This window comes from Nocardioides sp. BGA-UO-ETr-FS32 (assembly GCF_059567905.1).
In genome coordinates this window covers 22896-43699 of record NZ_JCAQOX010000014.1, presented here as the reverse complement: position 1 = coordinate 43699, position 20804 = coordinate 22896, and the positions used below count along the sequence as shown (strand labels likewise).

General features: G+C 72.6%; 17 protein-coding genes and 2 riboswitches. Of the genes, 10 read left to right on the top strand and 7 right to left on the bottom strand.

Features of this window, described 5'->3' with window-relative positions:
* Positions 1-121 precede the first annotated feature (121 nt).
* Positions 122-1054 (bottom strand): 2-hydroxyacid dehydrogenase, encoded by a 933-nt coding sequence (locus AC57BS_RS10040; protein ID WP_496411305.1) that lies wholly within the window; start codon positions 1052-1054, stop codon positions 122-124.
* 89 nt (positions 1055-1143) lie between these two features.
* On the opposite strand from AC57BS_RS10040, the gene AC57BS_RS10035 reads away from it, so the two are divergent.
* From AC57BS_RS10035 to AC57BS_RS10020, 4 genes are all read left to right on the top strand, one after another.
* Positions 1144-2055 carry an AEC family transporter gene (locus AC57BS_RS10035; RefSeq protein ID WP_496411304.1) on the top strand — a complete coding sequence of 304 codons (912 nt, stop codon included), beginning with the start codon at positions 1144-1146 and terminating at the stop codon, positions 2053-2055.
* Between the two features lie 43 nt (positions 2056-2098).
* Positions 2099-3511: an FAD-binding oxidoreductase gene (locus AC57BS_RS10030; protein WP_496411303.1), complete on the top strand. Its 1413-nt coding sequence runs from the start codon at positions 2099-2101 to the stop codon at positions 3509-3511.
* A gap of 10 nt (positions 3512-3521) precedes the next feature.
* Positions 3522-3959, top strand: a complete 438-nt coding sequence (locus tag AC57BS_RS10025) for a DoxX family protein (protein WP_496411302.1) — start codon at positions 3522-3524, stop codon at positions 3957-3959.
* Positions 3960-4029: 70 nt separating this feature from the next.
* Positions 4030-5877 (top strand): reprolysin-like metallopeptidase, encoded by a 1848-nt coding sequence (locus AC57BS_RS10020; protein ID WP_496411301.1) that lies wholly within the window; start codon positions 4030-4032, stop codon positions 5875-5877.
* 18 nt (positions 5878-5895) lie between these two features.
* Here the strand turns inward: AC57BS_RS10020 and AC57BS_RS10015 are convergent, their stop codons facing one another.
* The 4 genes from AC57BS_RS10015 to cobN all read right to left on the bottom strand — a co-directional run bounded on the left by AC57BS_RS10015 (position 5896) and on the right by cobN (position 14103).
* Complete coding sequence (locus tag AC57BS_RS10015) at positions 5896-6729, bottom strand: CPBP family intramembrane glutamic endopeptidase (protein WP_496411300.1); 834 nt, start codon at positions 6727-6729, stop codon at positions 5896-5898.
* A 204-nt stretch (positions 6730-6933) separates the two neighbouring features.
* Positions 6934-9516, bottom strand: a complete 2583-nt coding sequence (gene clpB / locus AC57BS_RS10010; protein ID WP_496411299.1) for an ATP-dependent chaperone ClpB — start codon at positions 9514-9516, stop codon at positions 6934-6936.
* Positions 9517-9592: 76 nt separating this feature from the next.
* Positions 9593-10342 carry a precorrin-6A synthase (deacetylating) gene (cobF, locus tag AC57BS_RS10005; protein ID WP_496411298.1) on the bottom strand — a complete coding sequence of 250 codons (750 nt, stop codon included), beginning with the start codon at positions 10340-10342 and terminating at the stop codon, positions 9593-9595.
* Positions 10339-14103 carry a cobaltochelatase subunit CobN gene (cobN, locus tag AC57BS_RS10000; protein WP_496411297.1) on the bottom strand — a complete coding sequence of 1255 codons (3765 nt, stop codon included), beginning with the start codon at positions 14101-14103 and terminating at the stop codon, positions 10339-10341. Before cobN ends, cobF begins: the two co-directional genes overlap by 4 nt.
* Before the next feature lie 26 nt (positions 14104-14129).
* Positions 14130-14268, bottom strand: a riboswitch (cobalamin riboswitch).
* A 44-nt stretch (positions 14269-14312) separates the two neighbouring features.
* On the opposite strand from cobN, the gene AC57BS_RS09995 reads away from it, so the two are divergent.
* Positions 14313-15137 carry a ferredoxin-like domain-containing protein gene (locus AC57BS_RS09995; protein WP_496411296.1) on the top strand — a complete coding sequence of 275 codons (825 nt, stop codon included), beginning with the start codon at positions 14313-14315 and terminating at the stop codon, positions 15135-15137.
* 99 nt (positions 15138-15236) lie between these two features.
* Here the strand turns inward: AC57BS_RS09995 and AC57BS_RS09990 are convergent, their stop codons facing one another.
* Positions 15237-15581, bottom strand: a complete 345-nt coding sequence (locus tag AC57BS_RS09990; protein WP_496411295.1) for a hypothetical protein — start codon at positions 15579-15581, stop codon at positions 15237-15239.
* 38 nt (positions 15582-15619) lie between these two features.
* A riboswitch (cobalamin riboswitch) is annotated at positions 15620-15695 on the top strand.
* Between the two features lie 51 nt (positions 15696-15746).
* Here AC57BS_RS09990 and AC57BS_RS09985 point away from each other — a divergent pair.
* Genes AC57BS_RS09985 through AC57BS_RS09975 form a run of 3 tightly spaced genes read left to right on the top strand, consistent with a single transcriptional unit; the run spans position 15747 to position 18801 of the window.
* On the top strand, positions 15747-16400 hold the full coding sequence (locus AC57BS_RS09985; RefSeq protein WP_496411294.1) for a precorrin-8X methylmutase: 654 nt from the start codon (positions 15747-15749) through the stop codon (positions 16398-16400).
* Positions 16397-18001 (top strand): precorrin-2 C(20)-methyltransferase, encoded by a 1605-nt coding sequence (locus tag AC57BS_RS09980; RefSeq protein ID WP_496411293.1) that lies wholly within the window; start codon positions 16397-16399, stop codon positions 17999-18001. The genes AC57BS_RS09985 and AC57BS_RS09980 overlap by 4 nt, the downstream gene beginning before the upstream one ends.
* Positions 18001-18801 carry a cobalt-precorrin-4/precorrin-4 C(11)-methyltransferase gene (locus tag AC57BS_RS09975; protein ID WP_496411292.1) on the top strand — a complete coding sequence of 267 codons (801 nt, stop codon included), beginning with the start codon at positions 18001-18003 and terminating at the stop codon, positions 18799-18801. The genes AC57BS_RS09980 and AC57BS_RS09975 overlap by 1 nt, the downstream gene beginning before the upstream one ends.
* Here the strand turns inward: AC57BS_RS09975 and AC57BS_RS09970 are convergent.
* Complete coding sequence (locus AC57BS_RS09970) at positions 18747-19265, bottom strand: cupin domain-containing protein (RefSeq protein ID WP_496411291.1); 519 nt, start codon at positions 19263-19265, stop codon at positions 18747-18749. The two genes, AC57BS_RS09975 and AC57BS_RS09970, sit on opposite strands and share 55 nt — an antisense overlap.
* 59 nt (positions 19266-19324) lie before the next feature.
* On the opposite strand from AC57BS_RS09970, the gene AC57BS_RS09965 reads away from it, so the two are divergent.
* On the top strand, positions 19325-20023 hold the full coding sequence (locus tag AC57BS_RS09965; protein WP_496411290.1) for a TetR/AcrR family transcriptional regulator: 699 nt from the start codon (positions 19325-19327) through the stop codon (positions 20021-20023).
* Positions 20024-20032: 9 nt separating this feature from the next.
* On the top strand, positions 20033-20794 hold the full coding sequence (locus tag AC57BS_RS09960) for a hypothetical protein (protein ID WP_496411289.1): 762 nt from the start codon (positions 20033-20035) through the stop codon (positions 20792-20794).
* The last annotated feature ends 10 nt before the right edge of the window (positions 20795-20804 follow it).

The window sequence follows — 20804 nt, the reverse complement described above, 5'->3', positions numbered from 1 at the left end:
CTCCCTGCCGTCGGCGCGGACCAAGGACGACCTTAAGCCTCAGGTGCCGTGGAGCGCAGGGGAACCCTGACACACAGGTCACCGGACAGGGCTCACCCGACGGGGCTCACATCGACGGTGCTCAGTCGACCGGGGTCACCAGCTCGCCGCCCTCGAGGAAGGCGTCGACGTTGTCGAGCACGAGCCGGCCCATCGCCTCGCGGGTCTGGACCGTGGCGCTGCCGACGTGCGGCAGCAGCACGACGTCGTCCCGACCCAGCAGGGCTTCGGGAACGTGCGGCTCGTCGGCGAAGACGTCGAGCCCGGCCCCGGCGATGCGGCCCTCCTCGAGGGCGGCGACGAGCGCGTCCTCGTCGACGACCGATCCGCGGGAGACGTTGACGAGGTGGCCCTCGGGGCCGAGCGCGTCGAGCACGGCGGCGTCCACGAGCCCCTCGGTCCCCGCGCCTCCGGGCGTGAGGACCACCAGCACGTCGCTGGCGGCGGCCAGCTCGACGGGGCTCGCGTGGTAGGTCCACGCGACGTCCTTCGGGGTCCGGGAGTGGTAGTGGATCTCGGCGCCGAAGGCTTCGAGCCGGTGCGCCGCGGCCGTGCCGATGCGACCCAGCCCGAGCACGCCGACCACGGCTCCCCGCACGTCGCGGGCCAGCGGCATCGCCTCGCCGCGTGCCCACGCACCGCGGCGCACGAACCGGTCGGCGGCGGTGATCCCGCGCAGGACATCGACCACGAGGAAGGCCGCGAGGTCGGCCACCGCGTCGGTCAGGACGTCGGGGGTGTTGGAGACGACGATGCCGCGGCGGCGAGCCTCGGCGACGTCGACGTTGTCGTAGCCGACGCCGAAGTTCACGATCGCGCGCAGGTCGGGCAGCGCGTCCATCTCGGCCGTACCGGCAGGCGCACCACCTCCCACGACGGCGACCTCGACCCCCGCCGGGTCGTCGAGGTCGGCGAGCACGGGCGCGGCGTACCGCTCCGCGAGCCACTCGCGCACGAAGGGCATCAGCCCCCCGAGCTGGACGACACGGACCGGGTGCTGGGCATCGAGGCTCACCGCGCCATCCTTGCCGGGCGCGGGTCACCGCGTCCAAGACGACCTGGCCATCGCACGATGCCTGCACCGACGACCCGAGAGGTGGAGCGATGAACCTGCTGATCGGCTTCACCACGATCCTCGTCGTGATCGCTGCCGGCGCTGCGCTCGCTCACGTCGGGGTCCTCGACCGCCGCTCGCAGCGCACGCTCGGCGAGATCGCGTTCTTCGTGGCGTCGCCTGCGCTGATGGTCGTCACGATCAGCCGGGTCGAGCTCGGTGCCGCGGCGGCCAACCTGGTCGCCTCGAGCGTCTCGCTCGCGGCCTGCTTCGCGGCGTACGTCGTGGTGGCCAGGCTGCGCTGGCGCCTCGACACGGGGTCGCTGCTGATCGGCGCCCTGTCGTCGTCCTACGTCAACGCCGGCAACCTCGGCATCGCCATCGCGGCCTACGTCGTCGGCGACCTCACGGTCGTCGTGCCGACGCTGCTCGTCCAGATGCTCGTCGTGCAACCGGCCGCCCTCATCGTGCTGGACCGGATCACCGGCCGCGGGGAGGGCGTACGCTCCGCCGCTCGCCGCCTGGTCACGAACCCGCTCACCATCGCCGCCGTCGTCGGCCTGGTGCTCGCGACCACCGGCTGGCGACTCCCGGCACCTCTGCTGTCGCCGCTGGAGATGCTGGCCGGCGCGGCGATCCCGCTGATGCTGATGTCCTACGGCGCGGCCCTGCGGCTCAGCCCGCCGATCGGCCGGGCCGGCCACAACGGCGAGGTCGTCGTGGCGACGGTGCTCAAGATGGCCGTCATGCCGGTGGTCGCCTGGACCGTCGGTGTCGGGCTCGGGCTCGACGACCGGGTGCTGCTCGGCGTCGTCATCACCGCGGCGCTGCCGACCGCGCAGAACATCTTCCTGCACGCCACCCGCTACCGCGTCGGGGAGGATGTGGCACGGGAGACCATCCTGGTCACCACCTTGGCTTCGCTGCCCGTGGCGCTGCTCGTCGCGGTTCTGCTGGGCTGACCCACCCCCACTCCCACCCACTCCGACCCCCCAGGAGAACCCCGTGACCGACCTGCTCGACCAGCTGCGTACGACCGTCGGCGACGCCCACGTCCTCACCGAGCCCGCCGACGTCGCGGCGTACGTCGTCGACTGGACCGGCACCCACGAGGGGCGGGCGCTCGCGGTGGTGCGACCCGGCTCGACGGACGAGGTGGCGGAGGTCGTGCGCGCGTGCGCCGAGACGCGTACGCCGGTCGTCCCGCAGGGCGGCAACACCGGGCTGGTCGGTGGCGGGGTGCCGGACGGCTCCGGCACCGCGGTGGTGCTCTCGCTCGGCCGGATGCGGAGCGTGCGCGACGTCGACCCGGTGGCCGGCACGATCACCGTCGACGCGGGCGTCGTGCTCGCCGACGTGCAGGCGGCGGCCGAGCGGGCCGGGCGGCTCTTCCCGATGTCACTGGGCTCGGAGGGCAGCTGCACCATCGGCGGCAACCTCGCCACCAACGCCGGCGGCACCGCGGTCCTGCGCTACGGCATGACCCGCGAGCTGGTGCTCGGCCTCGAGGTCGTGCTGCCCGACGGCCGCGTCTGGGACGGGCTGCGCGGGCTCCGCAAGGACAACACCGGCTACGACCTGACCCAGCTCTTCGTCGGCTCCGAGGGCACGCTCGGCGTGATCACCGGCGCCATCCTCCGGCTCTTCCCCGCGACCCCGCGGCGCGCGACCGCCTGGGTCGCGGTGCCGTCCGTCGCCGCGGCGGTCTCCCTGCTCGGCACGGCGCAGCAGCACGGCGGCGTGCACCTGTCGACCTTCGAGATCGCCAACCGGCAGGCGATCGACCTCGTCCTCGCCCACCTGCCCGGCGCGGTCGACCCGCTCGCGGCACCGAGCGAGTGGTACGTCCTGGTCGAGCTCGCGGGCTCCGCCTCCGACGAGGGCCTCGACGAGACGCTCGAGTCCCTGCTCGGCGAGGCCGTCGAGGCCGGCACGGCGACCGATGCGGCGATCGCCGGCAGCCCGGCGCAGCGCGACGCGCTGTGGGCGCTGCGCGAGGGGATCTCCGAGGTGCAGAAGGTCGAGGGCGCGACCCTCAAGCACGACGTCACCCTGCCGATCGCCGGCCTCGCCGACTGGACCGAGGCCATGGGCCCGCGGCTGCAGGAGGTCCTTCCCGGGGTGCGGCCGGTGACCTACGGCCACGTCGGCGACGGCAACCTCCACTACAACCTCAACGCGCCCGTGGGTCGCGACGACGACCTGCGTGCCGCGGCGGGCGACCTGACGACGACGATCTACGACGCGGTCGCCGCCGCGCACGGCTCGATCAGCGCGGAGCACGGGCTCGGCCGGACGAAGGCCGCGGCCGCCGCGTCCTACAAGTCCGACGTCGAGGTCGACCTGATGCGCGCGGTCAAGCACGCCCTCGACCCGGCTGGGCTGATGAACCCGGGGGCTGTCGTGCCGCCCGCCTAGGCTGGCCTCCATGAAGGCACAGACACTCGGCCGCGTGGTGCTCGGCGGCTTCCTGGTCACCGCGGGCGTGCTGCACCTGACCACGCAGCGCGAGGAGTTCCGGGCGCAGGTGCCTGACTGGTTCCCCGTCGACGAGGACCTCACGGTGCTGGGCTCCGGCGTGGTCGAGATCGCGCTCGGCGGCGCGTTCGTCGCACTGCCCCGGCACCGGCGTACGGTCGGCGCGCTGCTCGCCGCCTTCTTCGTCGCGATCTTCCCCGGCAACGTCGCCCAGTACCTCGAGGGCACCGACGCGTTCGGCCTCGACACCGACCGGGCCCGGTTCGTCCGGCTGTTCTTCCAGCCCGTCCTCGTGCTCTGGGCGCTGTGGGCCGGAGGCCTGCTCGGTCGCCGGCGCAGGGGCGTCGACGAGGAGCAGGAGCGCGAGGAGGTCGAGACCGGCGAGTAGTCGCCCGATCCGGGTTTGGCGGGGCGCACCGGGGGCACGAAGGGGTCCGAGAAGAAAGTAGGGGGACCCCATGACCAAGACCCGCACGATGGCCGGCGTCGCCGGCCTCTGCGCGATCGCGCTCGCGACCACCGCGGCGCCCGTGACCACGGCCACTGCCACGGCCGACCAGAAGACCCGGACGGTCGAGCTGCTGAGCGCAGCACCGACCACCCGCGGCGCCGAGGCCTCCGACGGGGCCCGATCGCGCCCCGTCCGCCTCGACGCGGCAGCGCTGCGCGACGTACGTGCCGGGGACCGCGTCAGCCTGACGCTGTTCGACGACACGACCGTCACCGCCGCCGTCGACCGCCGCGAGTCCGTCGACGGCGTCACGACGTGGACCGGCGCACTGGTCGGCTCGCTCGGCAGCTTCACCGCCGCGGAGGTCGACGGCGTCGCGCACCTGAGTGTCGCGTCCACCGCCGACGGCGCCTTCGAGGTGAGCACCACCCGCGGCGGCGACTACGAGGTCGTCGAGCTGCCGGCGATGCCACAGCCCGGCGACGACGCCGTCGACGTGCAGGCCGAGCACGGCGAGCACGCCGATGAGGCCGACCACGCGGCACCCGCGGGCGACGCCCCGACCGAGGCGGCCCCGGTCGCCGGAGGGGCGCCCGTCGCCGCGGACGCCCCGTCGGTCGTCGACGTGGCCATCGTCTACCCGGCGAACCTGCCGGGGACCGTCGGCGGGGACGCCGCGATGCGGGCGCAGTTCGCCCTCGGCATCACCCAGACCAACCAGGCCCTCAGCGCGTCCGGCGTCCCCACCCAGGTGCGGCTCGTCGGCACCCGGCAGGTCGCCGCGACCCAGCTGTCGTCGCTGACGGCCAACTACTACGCCCTCGCGAAGCCCGGCGACGGTGTCTTCGACGAGGCGCAGGCGCTGCGCGAGGAGACGCACGCCGACCTGGTCAGCCTCTGGCTCGGCGGCGCCTACCCCTCGGGCTCGTTCTGCGGGCTCGGCTCGCTCGGCGGCACCCAGCCGGAGTACGACCCCGAGAGTGCGGCCTGGACCGTGCTCTGGGCCGACAAGTGCGCCACCGGCAACCTCACCTTCGCCCACGAGATCGGCCACAACCTCAGCGCCGACCACGACGCCGGGGCGTCCTCGCCGCCCAGCGGAGGCAAGGCGTACGCCCGCGGCTACGTCGACGTCGCCGGCAACTTCCTGACGGTCATGGCCTATCCCAACACCTGCGCCGACTGCGTGCGCATCGGCAACTTCTCCAGCCCCAACGTCAGCCGCAACGGCCGGGCCACCGGCACGGCGGCCGCCTTCAACGCGCTCGCAGTCCAGGAGCAGGCCGTCGCGGTCGCCAACTACCGCCAGTCGCAGATCTACCCGGGCGCCGTCGCGATGGGTGGCGAGGCCCGGTCCGGCAGGACGGTCACCGCGGCGACGACCCCGTGGGCCCCGGCGGTCCAGCTGGGCTACCAGTGGTTCCTCGACGGCGTCCCCGTCCCGGGAGCCACCGCGCCCTACTACAAGCTGTCGCGGGGAGACATCGGCCGCACGTTGAGCCTCCAGGTCACCGGGTCGGCGCCCTACTACGCAGCCGTGGCCGCGTCCTCGGCACCGGTCGTGGTGGGCAAGGCGCTCTTCAGGACGTCGCGACCCAAGCTCCGCGGCACGCCGCGCGCCGGTCGCGTCCTCTCGGTGAAGGTCAACGGCTGGAAGCCCAAGCCGGCCAAGAAGAGCGTCAAGGTGCGCTACCAGTGGCTGAAGAACGACAAGTTGATCAAGGGCGCCAAGAAGGCCACCTACCGCCTGCGCGCCAAGGACCGCGGCAAGAAGATCTCGGTCCGGGTCACGACCAGGAAGAAGGGCTACGAGAAGGCGTCGCGGACCTCCAAGAAGGTCAAGGTCCGCCGCTGATCCCCGCCGCCGGGCGGGTCACAGGGTCGGCAGCCAGTCGACCCGCCCGGCGAGCACGGCGTACCCCACGAAGGCGCCCACGTCGAGCAGCGTGTGCGCCACCACGAACGGCATGACCCGCCCCCAGCGGCGGAAGAGCCAGCCGAAGAGCAGTCCCATCGCGAGGTTGCCGACGAAGCCGCCGAGCCCTTGGTAGAGGTGGTAGCTGCCGCGCAGCAGCGCCGCCAGGCCGATCGCCGCGGTGTCGCCGAAGCCGATCTGGCGCAGCCGCACCTGCACGAACCCGAGGACGACGACCTCCTCGAGCACGGCGTTCTCCGCGGCGGCGAGGACGAGCACCGGCACCTGCCACCACTCCCCCGGCAACGACTGCGCGACGACGGTGAGGTTGGTGCCGAGCGCGAAGGTCGCGAGGTAGAACACCACGCCGACCGAGCCGACCCCGGCCGCGAGCAGCGCGCCGCGCCCCCAGTCGCCGAGCGTGCTCCACCCGCCGTCACGCGCCCACACCTCGCGCAGCCGGGTGCCGGAGCGGACCAGGAGGTACGCCGCCAGCGCGACCGGCACGAGGGCGAACGCGATCCGCAGCAGCTGGTAGGTCAGGTCGAGCCACGGCCGGTCGGGGGCGAGCGAGTTGTTGAGGTTGGCCGCCTGCGACGACAGCGGCCCCGGCGCGGTCAGCGCCGAGATGATGCTGACGACCGAGTAGACGGCCGACCGCCCGAGCGAGACCAGCAGTACGAGCGCGAGCTCGGTCCACAGCAGCGCCTTCGCGAGGTCGGGGACGCCGCCGGGAACCGGGGTGTCCCGCAGCCGCCACCACGGGCGTACGTCGGTGGTCGGGGTGGTCACGGGAGACAGCATCCCCCAGCGGGCTGAGCCGCCGCTGAGAAGCGGGGCCGGCAGCCCCCTCGCCCCCCGCGCGATCCCGACCACATCGCATGACGGGTTACTAGGTGGGCGAGTCCGACACCTGCGGGCCTTCACAACAGCCGACAAGTGGCGGACTCCCCGCTCGAGCGGGGAGTCCGTCACTGGGTGGGGTGTTCTGCCACCTCAGGCGAGCACGAGCCCGTCCTCGCCCACGTCCACCGTGACCGCGCCGCCGTCGGTGACCTCGCCGGCGATCAGCTTGCGCGCGAGCGGGTCGCCGATGGCCGACTGGATCAGCCGCCGCAGCGGGCGGGCGCCGTACGCCGGGTCGAAGCCGGTCTCGGCCAGCCAGGCGCGCGCCGCGTCGGTCACCGAGATGGTGATCCGCCGGACCGCGAGCCGCTTCTCCAGCAGCGCGAGCTGCAGGTCGACGATGTGCGCCAGGTCGTCCTTGGACAGCGCGTCGAACATCACGACCTCGTCGAGCCGGTTGAGGAACTCGGGCTTGAAGTGCGAGCGCACCACGCCCATCACCGACTCCTTCTTGGCCACCGGCTCGAGGATCGGGTCCACGAGGAAGTGCGAGCCGAGGTTGGAGGTGAGGATCAGCAGCGTGTTGCGGAAGTCGACCGTGCGGCCCTGACCGTCGGTGAGCCGGCCGTCGTCGAGCACCTGCAGCAGGATGTCGAAGACCTCCGGGTGCGCCTTCTCGACCTCGTCGAGCAGCACGACGCTGTAGGGCCGGCGCCGTACGGCCTCGGTCAGCTGCCCGCCCTCGTCGTAGCCGACGTAGCCGGGAGGGGCGCCGACGAGCCGCGAGACCGAGTGCTTCTCGCTGTACTCGCTCATGTCGATGCGGACGATCGCCCGCTCGTCGTCGAAGAGGAAGTCGGCCAGCGCCTTCGCCAGCTCGGTCTTGCCGACGCCGGTGGGGCCGAGGAAGAGGAACGACCCGGTCGGCCGGTTGGGGTCGGAGATGCCGGCGCGGGAGCGGCGTACGGCGTCGCTGACCGCGGTCACGGCCTCCGCCTGGCCGATGAGGCGCTCACCGATGACCGACTCCATCTCCAGCAGCTTGGCGGTCTCGCCCTGAAGCATCTTGCCGGTGGGGATGCCGGTCCAGGCCTCGACGACGTCGGCGATCTGCTCGGCGCCGACCTCCTCGCCAACCAGCGGCTCGAGGTCGACGGCCTCGGCCTTCTCGACCTCGGCGATCTGCTTCTCGAGCGCAGGGATCTGGCCGTACTGGATCTCCGAGGCACCGGCGAGGTCGCCCTCGCGGAGCTTCTTGTCGGCCTCGATCTTGAGCTGGTCGAGCTGGCGACGCAGCTCGCCCTCGCCCTGGAGCTGGTCCTTCTCGCGCTCCCAGCGGGTCTCGAGCCCGCGCAGCTCCTCCTCCTTGTCGGCGAGGTCCTTGCGCAGCACCTCGAGCCGATCGGCCGAGGCGGGGTCGGTCTCCTTGTCGAGCGCGAACTCCTCCATCTTGAGCCGCTCGACCTGGCGCCGGAGCACGTCGATCTCCTCGGGCGAGGACTCGTGCTCCATCCGCAGCCGCGAGGACGCCTCGTCGATGAGGTCGATCGCCTTGTCGGGCAGCTGGCGGCCGGTGATGTAGCGGTCGGACAGCGTGGCGGCGGCGACGAGGGCGGCGTCGGTGATGCGTACGCCGTGGTGCGCCTCGTACTTCTCCTGGATGCCGCGCAGGATCTGGATGGTGTCCTCGACGCTGGGCTCGCCGACGAAGACCTGCTGGAAGCGGCGCTCCAGCGCGGGGTCCTTCTCGATGCGCTCGCGGTATTCATCCAGCGTGGTCGCGCCGATCATGTGCAGCTCGCCGCGGGCCAGCATCGGCTTGAGCATGTTGCCGGCGTCCATCGCGGAGTCGCCGCCGGCGCCCGCGCCGACGACCGTGTGCAGCTCGTCGATGAAGGTGATGACCTGCCCGCCGGCGTCCTTGATCTCCTCGAGGACGGCCTTGAGCCGCTCCTCGAACTCGCCGCGGTACTTCGCGCCCGCGACCATGGCCGCGAGGTCGAGGCTCAGCACGCGGCGCCCCTTGAGCGAGTCGGGCACGTCGCCGGCGACGACGCGCTGGGCGAGGCCTTCCACGACCGCGGTCTTGCCGACGCCGGGCTCACCGATGAGGACGGGATTGTTCTTGGTGCGCCGCGAGAGCACCTGGATGACGCGGCGGATCTCGGCGTCCCGGCCGATGACCGGGTCGAGCCGACCGTCCTCGGCGGACTTGGTGAGGTCGACGGAGTACTTCTCCAGCGACTCGTACGACGCCTCCGCCGCCTCGCTGGTCACGCGCCGGTTGCCGCGGACGGCGGTGATCGCCTCGCGCAGGCCGTCGGCGGTGAGGCCGGCGTCCGTGAGTACCTTCTGGGCGGGCGACTCGACGGTCGCGATCGCGACGACCAGGTGGTCGGTGGCGACGTAGTCGTCCTTCATCGACCCGGCGAGGTCGAGGGCGGAGGCGAGGACGCGGGTCAGCGCCGCCGACGCGCTGGGCTGCTGGACGGTCGAGCCGGTGGCGCGGGGCAGCTGCTGCTGCACGCGCTCGGCCTGCGCCAGGAGCGTGGCCGGGTCGACGCCCGCCTTCTGCACGAGGCTGCGGGTGGCGCCGTCCTCCTGCTTGAGCAGGGCGACGAGCAGGTGGATGGGCTCGGTGTGGGTGTTGCCGCCGGTGGTGGCGGCCAGCTGGGCAGCCTCGACGACCTCGCGGCTGCGGGTGGTGAACTTCTCGGCACCGAACGCGCTCAACTCGACTCCTCCGTTGTCTGTCGGGACCACTGTGGTCCGTACTGGGTCAACGCGCCAGAAGTTGAGTCGATTCCCCTCAACTTTGAGTTTTTTCGGTCGCGCGGCGCAGGAGGTAGGTGTCCATCACCCAGCCATCTGCAGCCTTCGCCCGGGCGCGGGCGTCCCGGATCTCCGGCTCGACGTCTCGCAGCCGCCCCGCGATCAGCTCCTCGGCCGGGCTGCCGAGGTTGGCGCCCCACCAGATGTTCCAGTCGCCGTCCAGCGACGTCGCTCGCAGCCGCCCGTCCAGCATCACGACGAGGTTGTCGTGCCCGGCCTCCACCTCGGCCGCCAGCCGCCGACCCGTCGTCACCAGCACCGGACGGCCGACCTCGTGGAGCACGACCCGGTGCCGGGCCGCGAGGAGCGAGAGCGCGGAGACGCCCGGCAGGACGTCGTACGGCACGCCGAGGCGCATCACCACCCGGATCGTCGAGTCGTAGAACGCCGGGTCGCCCCACACCAGGAAGCCGACCGTCCCCGGCCGCCGGTCGAGGAGGGAGCCGTACGCAGCGGCGCGGGCGTCGTGCCAGTCGAGGACCGCTCCGTCGTAGCCGGAATCGTCGAGGCCCGGGTCGCGGTCGCGCGGCGGGTCCGGGACGGCGACCAGCTCGACGCCGAGGTCGGCGCAGATCGCGCGACGGAGAGCGAGCAGCGGGTCGTCCCCCTGATCGGAAGAGCCCTTGTCGGCAGCGATCACGTAGTCGCAGCCCGCGATGGCCTCGCGTGCCTCGAGCGTCAGCTGGCCGGGGTGGCAGCCGATGCCGACGACGCGGACGCGGGTCACCGGTCCTCCAGCTCGCCCTCGACGTCGAGGTAGACCTGCTGCAGCGCGGCGACCACCTCGGCGTCCGGCTCCTCCCACAGCCCGCGCTCGGCGGCCTCGTGCAGCCGCTCGACGATCCCGCGCAGCGCCCACGGGTTCGACGTCCGCAGGAACTGCTGGTTGGTCTCGTCGAGGACGTACTCCTTGGCCAGCGACTCGTACATCCAGTCGTGCACGACGCCCGCGGTCGCGTCGAAGCCGAAGAGGTAGTCGACGGTCGCAGCCAGCTCGAACGCACCCTTGTAGCCGTGGCGCTGCATCGCCGCGATCCACCGCGGGTTGACCACGCGCGAGCGGAAGACGCGGTTCGTCTCCTCTTGCAGCGTCCGCGTGCGGACCGCGTCGGGGGTGGTCGAGTCACCGACGTACGCCTTGGGGTCGCTGCCGGTCAGCGCGCGGACCGTGGCGACCATGCCGCCGTGGTACTGGAAGTAGTCGTCGCTGTCGGCGATGTCGTGCTCGCGGGTGTCGACGTTCTTGGCCGCGACCTTGATGCGGCGGTAGTTGGTGCGCATGTCGTCGGCCGCCGGCGCCCCGTCGAGGTCGCGGCCGTAGGCGAAGCCGCCCCACGCCGTGTAGACCTCCGCGAGGTCGTCGTCGCTGCGCCAGTTGCCCGACTCGACGACCTGGAGGATGCCGGCGCCGTACGAGCCGGGCTTCGAGCCGAAGATCCGCGTGGTCGAGCGCCGCTCGTCGCCGTGCGCGGCCAGGTCGGCGCGCGCGTGCGCCCGTACGTGGTTGTGCTCGTCGGGCTCGTCGAGGCCAGCCACGAGGCGTACGGCGTCGTCGAGCATCGCCACCACGTGCGGGAAGGCGTCGCGGAAGAACCCGGAGATCCGCACGGTGACGTCGATGCGCGGGCGGCCGAGCTCGTCGAGCGGGATGACCTGGAGGTCGTTGACCCGGCGCGACGCCTCGTCCCAGACCGGGCGTACGCCGAGCAGCGCGAGCACCTCGGCGATGTCGTCGCCGCTCGTGCGCATCGCGCTGGTGCCCCAGACCGAGAGGCCGACCGACTCGGGCCAGGTGCCGGTCTCGTCGACGTACTTCGCGACGAGCGACTCCGCCATCGCCAGCCCGGTCTGCCACGCGAGGCGGGACGGCACCGCGCGCGGGTCGACGGTGTAGAAGTTGCGGCCGGTCGGCAGCACGTTGACCAGCCCGCGCAGCGGCGAGCCCGACGGCCCGGCCGCGATGAAGCCGCCGTCGAGCGCGTGGACGACCGCGTCGAGCTCGTCGGTGGTGCGGGCCAGGCGCGGCACGACCTGGGTCGCCGCGAACTCCAGCACCCGCTGGACCTCGGGGTCGTCGTGCAGCTCCGCCGCGCGGGCGGGGTCCCAGTCGGCCTTGTCCATCTGCTCGACGAGGTCGCGCGCGATCGCCTCGATCGCATCGACGTCGGCGGTGGTCTCGATACGCCGCTCGTCCCTCGCGGCTACTCGACCAGCGATTTCTCCACTCGGTGGTCGAGTAGACCCCGAGGAACGTGGGGTCGTATCGAGACCCAGTCCCAATGCCGCGCGCAACCCCGGCACCGCCTGCGCCTGCCCCCCGAACACCTGCGCGGCCCGGAGGATCGCGAGCACCAGGTTGACCCGCGCCTCGCCGCTCGGCGCCTCGCCGAGCACGTGCAGGCCGTCGCGGATCTGCGCGTCCTTGATCTCGCAGAGCCACCCGTCGACGTGCATGATGAAGTCGTCGAACTCCTCGTCGTCCGGCTGCTCGTCGAGCCCGAGGTCGCGGTGCATCTCGGCGGCGTGCATGAGCTGCCAGATCTCGCCGCGGATCGCCGGCAGCTTGGCCGGGTCCATCGCGGCGATGTTGGCGTGCTCGTCGAGGAGCTGCTCGAGCCGGGCGATGTCGCCGTAGGACTCGGCGCGCGCCATCGGCGGCACGAGGTGGTCGACGATCGTCGCGTGGGCGCGGCGCTTGGCCTGCGCGCCCTCGCCGGGGTCGTTGACGAGGAACGGGTAGACCACCGGGAGGTCGCCGAGCGCGGCGTCGGTGCCGCAGCTGGCCGAGAGGGCGGCGTTCTTGCCGGGCAGCCACTCGAGCGAGCCGTGCTTGCCGAGGTGCACGACGGCGTCAGCCTTGAAGCCGTGCTCGAGCCAGCGATAGGCACCGAGGTAGTGATGGGTCGGCGCGAGGTCGGGGTCGTGGTAGATCGCGATCGGGTTCTCCCCGAACCCGCGCGGCGGCTGGATGAGCAGCACCACGTTGCCCGCAGGAAGAGTGGCAAGCACGAGATCGCCGGCGCCCCCATCCGATGACTCCGTGACGAAGAGCGAGCCGGGCGCCTCGCCCCACGCCTCGACCATGTCGGCGCGCAGGTCCGCGGGCAGGTCGGCGGTCCACGCGGCGTACTGCTCCGGCGTGATCCTCACGTGCGCGTCGGTCAGCTGCGCGTGCGTGAGCCACTCCTCGTCCTGGCCGCCCGCCGCGATGAGGGCGTGGATCAGCGCATCGCCGGCTGCGGTCTCGGCCTCCCTCTCGGTGGTCGAGTAGTCCGAGCGAGGAACGAGAGAGGACGTATCGAGACCTTCGAGACCATCCAGGATGTCCGTGACGACGTTCCCCTCGCCCAGGTCGTACCCCTCCTCCCGCAGCCTCCGCAGCATCCGGATCGCCGAGACCGGGGTGTCGAGCCCGACGGCGTTGCCGATACGCGCGTGCTTGGTGGGGTACGCCGACAGCACGAGGGCGAGCCGCTTCTCGGCGTTGGGGATCCGGCGCAGGCGGGCGTGCCTGACCGCGATGCCCGCCACGCGCGCGCACCGCTCGGGGTCGGCGACGTAGCGCGGCAACCCGTCGGCGTCGACCTCCTTGAAGGAGAACGGCGCCGTGATGATGCGTCCGTCGAACTCCGGGATCGCGATCTGGGTCGCGGAGTCCATCGGACTCACGCCGTCGTCGGACGCCTCCCACTCCGCGCGGCTGCTCGTGAGGCAGAGGCCCTGGATGATCGGGATGTCGAGCGCGGACATCCGCGCGACGTCCCACGACTCGTCGTCCCCGCCTGCGCTGGCGCCCGCGGGCACGCTGCCGCCGGCCGCCAGCACGGTGACGACCAGCGCGTCGAGCGTGCCGAGCGCGTCGTACAGCTCGTCGGGCGCGGACCGCAGCGACCCGGCGAAGACCGGTACGCCAACCGCCTGCCCCGTCGCGTCGATCGCGTCCGCGAGGGCGTGGGCGAATGCGGTGTTCCCACTGGCCTCGTGGGCGCGGTAGTAGAGCACCCCGACTCTCATCGCTGGTCGAGCAGCCCGCGAGGAACGAGCGGGCGTATCGAGACCCTCTCGCGCCGCAAACCCCCACTGCGGCAGCACCTGCGGCGGCTCGAACCCCTCCCCCGTCAGCAGCACCGTGTCGGAGAGGAACGCGTGCAGCTGCCGGAGGTTCGCCGGCCCGCCCTCGGCGAGGTAGCGGTGCGCCTCGGCAGCGACCCCCATCGGAACCGACGACAGCTCCATCAGCTCGGCGCTCGGCGACTGCTCACCTCCGAGGACGACGACGGGCTTCCCGGTCGCCGCGACGCGCGTGAAGCCGGAACACAGGTCTTCACGTGAGCCGAGCAGTCGGCCGACCACGAGGTCGCAGCCCTCGATCACCTCGGCCATCGACTGGTGGCCGGGCCGCGCCGGGTTGGCGAGCACGTAGTCGGCGCCGGACTCCCCCGCGCTCAGCAGGTCGGTGTCGGACGTGGACAGCAGTGCGATGCGCACGGATCCTCCTCGGGGTTCTCGCCCCTCTGATGGGATCCGCGTGGGCCAGTATCTGGCTGCGGGCCTGCACGCAGGCCCTCACAGTGGCGGAACCGCCCCGGACTGACACCGGGTTCCTGGGTTCCACGCGGAGTGGTGCGCACGACCCTAGCGGCAGCTGCTCTTCGCCGGGCGTATCGAGACCACGACGCCATGCCAAGATCGCCCCCGTGACCCAGCGGACCCGAGGCGACCTCTGCCCCGGCGTCTTCCGCCCGTGGCCCGCCGACGACGGCGCACTCGTACGCCTCCGCGTCCCCGGCGGCCGCCTCACCCGCACCACGCTGCTGGCGCTGCTCGACGTCGCGGAGGCGTACGGCGACGGGCAGGTCCACCTGACCAAGCGGGCCAACCTCCAGCTCCGCGCGCTCCCGCTGGTCGACGGTGACGTCCCGCCGGAGGTCGTCGAAGCGATCCGCGCCACCGGCCTGATCCCGCACCCCGACCACGAGCTCGTCCGCAACGTCCTCGTGTCGCCACTGACCGGGCTGCACGGCGGCCGCGCCGACCTCCGCCCGGTCACGGCCGAGCTCGACGATCGCATCTGCGCGACCCCGTCCCTCGCGAAGCTCCCGGGCCGCTTCCTGTTCGTCCTCGACGACGGCCGGGGCGACCTCACCTCGCGGACCTGCGACCTCGGCCTCGTCGCCCTCTCGGCCGACGAGGTCCAGCTCCGGATCGGGTCGTCCCGCTGGGGCCCGGTCGTCCCGCTGCACGAAGCCGCCGCCCGACTCACCGGCCTGGCCCGCGCCTTCCAGCAGGTCCGCGGCAGCGACGAGCAGGCGGCGTGGCACGTCGACGAGCTCCCGGTCGCGCCGGAGGCGCACGACGCCGACCCCCGCGCGCTCGTACGGTCCGAGCCTCCGGCGTACGGCGACATCGCCCCCAGCGTCAATCACATCGAGGTGGAGGCCGGAGTGCTTGAGCGAAAGTTTTCACTCACTCTCCCGGAGCACCTGGTCGTCACCCCGTGGAAGTCGCTCATCGCCCGCTGACCCGGGTCAGCGTGCACCATGCAGGCAGTTCGCGTGCTCGACGAACAAGTCCACGCTCAGCCGACGCCATCACGGCACGAACTGCCTTCATGGTGCTCGTCAGGCGTGCGCGTACGGCGGGATCAGCGCTCCGGCGACGACGCACGCCCAGCCGAGGAAGAGCCACGGGTAGTGCCGCCCCGTCGACGGCACCGGGCTGCGGATCTCGCGCAGCCGCCCGCGATAGCCGATCGCGGCGAGGACGCTGCCCCCGAGCGCGAGCGGTGGCCCGATCCAGAAAGCGGCGAGGCCGCTGCTCGACGCGAGGTAGGCGTACAGGCCTGCGATACCCAGACCTGCCGCGATGAGCGGGACGGCACTGCGCAGCAGCTGGTTGAGCTCCAGCTGCTTGACGGTGCGGTCGGCGGGATCCATGGCGACCGCACCGTATCCGGACATCCACATCTGCCCCTCCTGCCCTAGGCTGCCCCCGTCACGCGACGCAGGAACCCGGTGCGAGTCCGGGGCGGTTCCGCCACTGTCAGTCCCCCAGCCAGATCGGGGGCGAGCCAGACACTGCCCGCGCGGCGTTACCTGCCTACCCAGGGGCGCGAACCCCGAGGAGCCGTGATGAGCCTGCTTGCCCGACCGACCCGTCGCTACGACTACATCGCCAACGGGGCCGCGATCTACGACGAGTCGTTCGCGACGATCCGCCGCGAGGCCCGCTTCGACCACCTGCCCGCGGACGCGGAGCGCGTCGCCGTACGCATGGTCCACGGCGCCGGCCAGACCGACCTGACCGACGACCTGGTCATCCACCCGCGCCTGGTCAGCGCAGCGCGCGAGGCGCTCGACGGCGGCGCGCCGATCATCACCGACGCCCACATGGTCGCGTCCGGCGTCACCCGCGCCCGCCTCCCCCGCGACAACGAGGTGCTCTGCGCGCTGCACGACCGGCGTACGCCCGACCTCGCGATGCTGATGGGCACCACCCGCTCGGCCGCCGCGCTCTCGCTGCTCACCGACCGCCTCGAGGGCTCGGTGGTCGCGATCGGCAACGCTCCCACTGCGCTGTTCCACCTGCTCGAGATGCTGCTCGACGGAGCTCCGCGACCGGCCGCGATCGTCGGCGTACCCGTCGGCTTCATCGGCGCCGCCGAGTCCAAGCAGGCACTCGAAGAAGTGGACCTCGACATCCCCTACCTCACCGTCCGCGGCCGCCGCGGCGGCTCGGCGATGGCCGCCTCCGCCCTCAACGCGCTGGCCCAGGAGCGGGAGTGACCGGCCGGCTGTACGGCAGGCTCTACGGGGTGGGCCTGGGGCCCGGCGACCCCGAGCTGGTCACCCTCAAGGCCGCCCGGCTGATCCGCGACGCCGACGTGATCGCCTTCCACGCCGGCGTCGGCAAGCAGTCCAACGCCCGCCGGATCGCCGCCGACCTCATCCCGGGCACGGCGATCGAGGAGGAGCTCCGCTACCCCGTCACGACCGGCCCGACCGCGCACCCGGGCGGGTACGCCGGCGCGATGGCCGAGTTCTACGAGGAGTGCGCCTCACGTCTGGCCGCCCACCTCGAGCAGGGCCGTACGGTCGTCGTGCTGGCCGAGGGCGACCCGCTGTTCTACGGCTCGTTCATGTACCTCCACGACCGGCTCGCCCCGCGCTTCGAGACCGAGGTCGTCCCGGGCGTACCTGCCTTCGCCGCCGCCACCGCCGTCCTCGCCTCGCCGCTCGTGCGGCAGACCGACGTGCTCACCGTGCTGCCCGGCACCCTCCCCGTCCCCGAGCTCGCCCGCCGCCTCGCCGACACCGACGGCGCGATCATCATGAAGCTCGGCCGTCGCTTCCCCGGCGTCGTCGACGCGCTGCGCCAGGCCGGCAGGTTGGAGCACGCGCTGTACGTCGAACGCGCCTCGATGCCCGCCGAGCGCTGGATGCCCGTGGTCGACGTCGACCCCGCGACGGTGCCGTACTTCTCGCTGATCGTCGTCCCCGGCGACAGCGTCGCCGAGGACCCCGGCGGGAGAAGGCCTCCGGTCGCCGGTCGAGCAGCCCGCGAGGACCCACCCTCCCTCGGCGGTCGAGTAGCCCGCGAGGACTCACCCCCCCTCGGTGGTCGAGTAGCCCGCGAGGGACGAGCGGGCGTATCGAGACCCCACCCCCTCAAGGTCATCGGCCTCGGCCCCGGCCCCAATCGCTGGCTCACCGACGAAGCACGCGAGGCCCTGGCAGAGGTCGACCACGTCGTCGGCTACGCCCCGTACGTCCACCGTGTCCCCCAGCGCGAGGGCCTCACCCGCCACGCCTCCGGCAACACCATGGAGGTCGACCGCGCCCGCCTCGCGCTCGACCTCGCGCAGAGCGGCGAGCGCGTGGCCGTCGTGTCCGGCGGGGACGCGGGCGTCTTCGGGATGGCGAGTGCCGTGTTCGAGGCAGCGCTCGACTACCCAGACGTACCTGTCGAGGTCCTCCCCGGCGTCAGCGCGGTCCAGGCCGTCGCGGCCAAGGCCGGCGCCCCGATCGGCGCGGACTTCGCGGTCCTGTCGCTGAGCGACCGGCTCAAGCCGTGGCCGGTGATCGAGAAGCGCCTCCACGCGATCGCCGAGGCCGACCTGGTGCTCGCGGTCTACAACCCCGCCTCGGGCAGCCGCACGACCCAGGTCGCCGACCTCCAGAAGCTCTTCCTGGAGCACCGCAGCCCCGACACGGTCGTCGTGGTCGGCCGCGACGTCGGGCGCGCCGAGGAGTCACTGACCGTGACCACCCTCGCCGAGCTCGAGGCCGACACGATCGACATGAAGTGCCTGCTCATCGTCGGCGCCTCGTCGACCACCGTGACCGCAGCCGGCCACGTCTGGACGCCCCGCTTCGTGGAGGACTGATGACCGTCCACTTCGTCGGCGCCGGTCCCGGCGCGGCCGACCTGATCACCCTGCGCGCCGCCTCGCTCCTCGCGGCGGCCGACGTCGTGCTCTACCCGGGGACGTACCTCGACGCCGAGGTCCTCGCCCACTGCGCGGATGCGCGCCAGGTCGACACGCAAGCCCTCGACCTCGACCAGATCACCGCCGAGATGGTGTCGGCCGCCGCGGAGGGGCAGGAGGTCGTACGCCTCACCTCCGGCGACCCGTCCCTCTACTCCGCCCTCGCCGAGCAGACCGCCCGGCTCGACGCGGCCGGCGTCGCGTGGGAGGTGTGCCCCGGCGTCCCGGCGTACGCCGCCGCAGCCGCCGCCGTCGGCCGCGAGCTCACCGTGCCTCTCGTCGCGCAGAGCGTCGTGCTCACCCGTACGCAGGCCCGCTCGACCGCGATGCCGGCCTCCGAGTCGCTGGCCGCCTTCGCCGCGACCCGCGCGACCCTCGTCCTGCACCTAGCGATCACGAAGACCCGCGAGCTGGCAGCCGAGCTCGGCAACGAGTACGGCGCCGACTGCCCCGCGGTCGTCGTCCACCGCGCGTCCCAGCCCGACGAGCTCGTCCTCCGCGGGACCCTCGCCGACATCGCCGACCAGGTCGAGGAGGCAGGGCTCAGGCAGGCGGCGGTGATCCTCGTCGGATGGGCGCTCGCCCGCGACGGGGGCGAGTCCTGGCTCTACACACCCGACCGCGCACGACCATCAGTGGAGCCTCACGCCGGTGCTCCCTCCGCAGGGGTCGGCGGACCGAGCACCTCCAGGCCGTAGCGAGGACCGACCTCGTTCCACCGCGCGATCTCCTCCGCCATGGGCCGGCCCTCGCCCTCTACGGGGATCCGATGCGCGGGCGCCGGCACGCCGACCTCGTCGTACAGGCCGAGCAGGTGTCCGGGCTCCGTCAACGCCAGGTAGCGCACGTGCCCTGGGCCGTGGGTGCGGAAGGCGTGCGGCAGTCCCTGCGGGAGGTAGATGAAGCAGCCCGGGCCGAGCTCGTAGTCGTCCTCGCCCGCGCGGTAGGTCATCGCGCCCTCCAGGAGGAAGAACGCCTCGGCCTCGCGCGTGTGCCGATGGAGCGGCGTCGCGATCCCGGGCGGCTGGGTCACCACCGCCACTCCGAGCCGGCCCGCGGACTCCTCCGACACCAGCAGGTGCTCGAAGAGCGACCCCATCGCCCAGGTCGCGTGCGCGGAGCTGCCCGGCTCCCGCACCACCACTGTCGCCTCGCCGTCCATGGGGCCTCCCCAAGTTGATCCGAATCGACTTCGGATGAATACCAAGTACGGTAAGCCGCGTGGAGACCCGGCGCAAGACCCGCACGTACGACGCGTCGGCCCGGCGCGCCGCGGCCGAGCAGACGCGCGAGCGGATCCTGGTCGCGGCGCGCGACCTGTTCATCGAGGTCGGCTACGCGGCGACTGCGGTCAGCGAGATCGCACGGCGGGCAGAGGTGTCGGTGGACACCGTCTACACCTCCGTCGGACGCAAGCCCCGACTCCTCCTCACGGTCGTCGACATGGTGCTGGCGTCGTCGTCGCGTCCCCTGCCCGCGGCCGAGCGCGACTACGTCCAGGACGTCCGCCGCGCCACGGGTGCCCGCCGCAAGCTGGAGACGTACGCCGCCGCCCTCGCGCGGCTGATGCCGACGATCTCGCCCCTCCTGCTGGCGCTCCGCGACGCCGGCCTCACCGACCCCGAGTGCGCCGAGGCGTGGCGACACATCACCGAACGCCGCGCCACCCACATGCTCGACCTCGCGGCCGACCTCCGCGTCACCGGCGACGTGCGGGACGACCTCACCGACCAGGACGTCGCCGACCTCATCTGGTCGACCAACAGCCCCGAGTGGTTCGCCGCCTTCACCTCGCGGGACCGCACGACAGAGCAGTACGCCTCGACGCTGGCCGACCTCTGGTGTCGCACCCTGCTCGGGGTCGGCCCCCGGGAACCCCGCGCTTCACGAGACCAATCGTCGTGGGGCGACCGGACGTAGGCTCTCGTCATGGAGCTGATCGTGCTGGTAGTGGTCCTCGCGATCCTGGGGGCGGTCGCGGTGGGCGCGTCGCGCCGCCACAAGGAGCGCGAGCTGACCAGGCGCGAGGACGAGCTCGCTCCGGTGAGGAAGCTCGCCTTCGAGGACATCACCGCGTTCGGCGAGGACCTGCAGGAGCTCGACCTGGAGATGATCGGTCACGAGCTCGACGCCGGCGCCCGCTCCGACTACCAGCGCGCGCTCGATGCGTACGAGTCGGCCAAGGTGGCCGGTGACTCCATCAACGACGCCGAGGACATCCGGCACGTCACCGAGATCGTCGAGGACGGCCGGTACGCCATCGCGTGCGTGCGCGCCCGCGTCGCGGGAGAGCCGTTGCCGACCCGGCGGCCGCCGTGCTTCTTCGACCCTCGTCACGGCCCCTCGGTGGCCGACGTCCCCTTCGTCCCGCCGGACGGCATCGAGCGCGACGTGCCCGCCTGCGCGCTCGATGTCGAGCGCGTCCGCGCCGGCGCCGAGCCGGACATCCGCAAGGTGATGGTCGGGGCACAGCGGGTCCCCTACTGGCAGGGCGGCCGCGCCTACGAGCCCTACGCGATGGGCTACTTCGGCGCCTTCGGCCCCATGACCTGGATGTTCATGGGCGGCATGATGTTCGGCGGCTTCGGCGACGCTGGCGGTGGCTACGACGACGGTGGCGGCGACGACGGCGGCGACGGCGGCGGTGGGGACGGCGGATTCGACGGCGGCGGCTTCGACATGGGCTTCTGAGTCGGCGTCA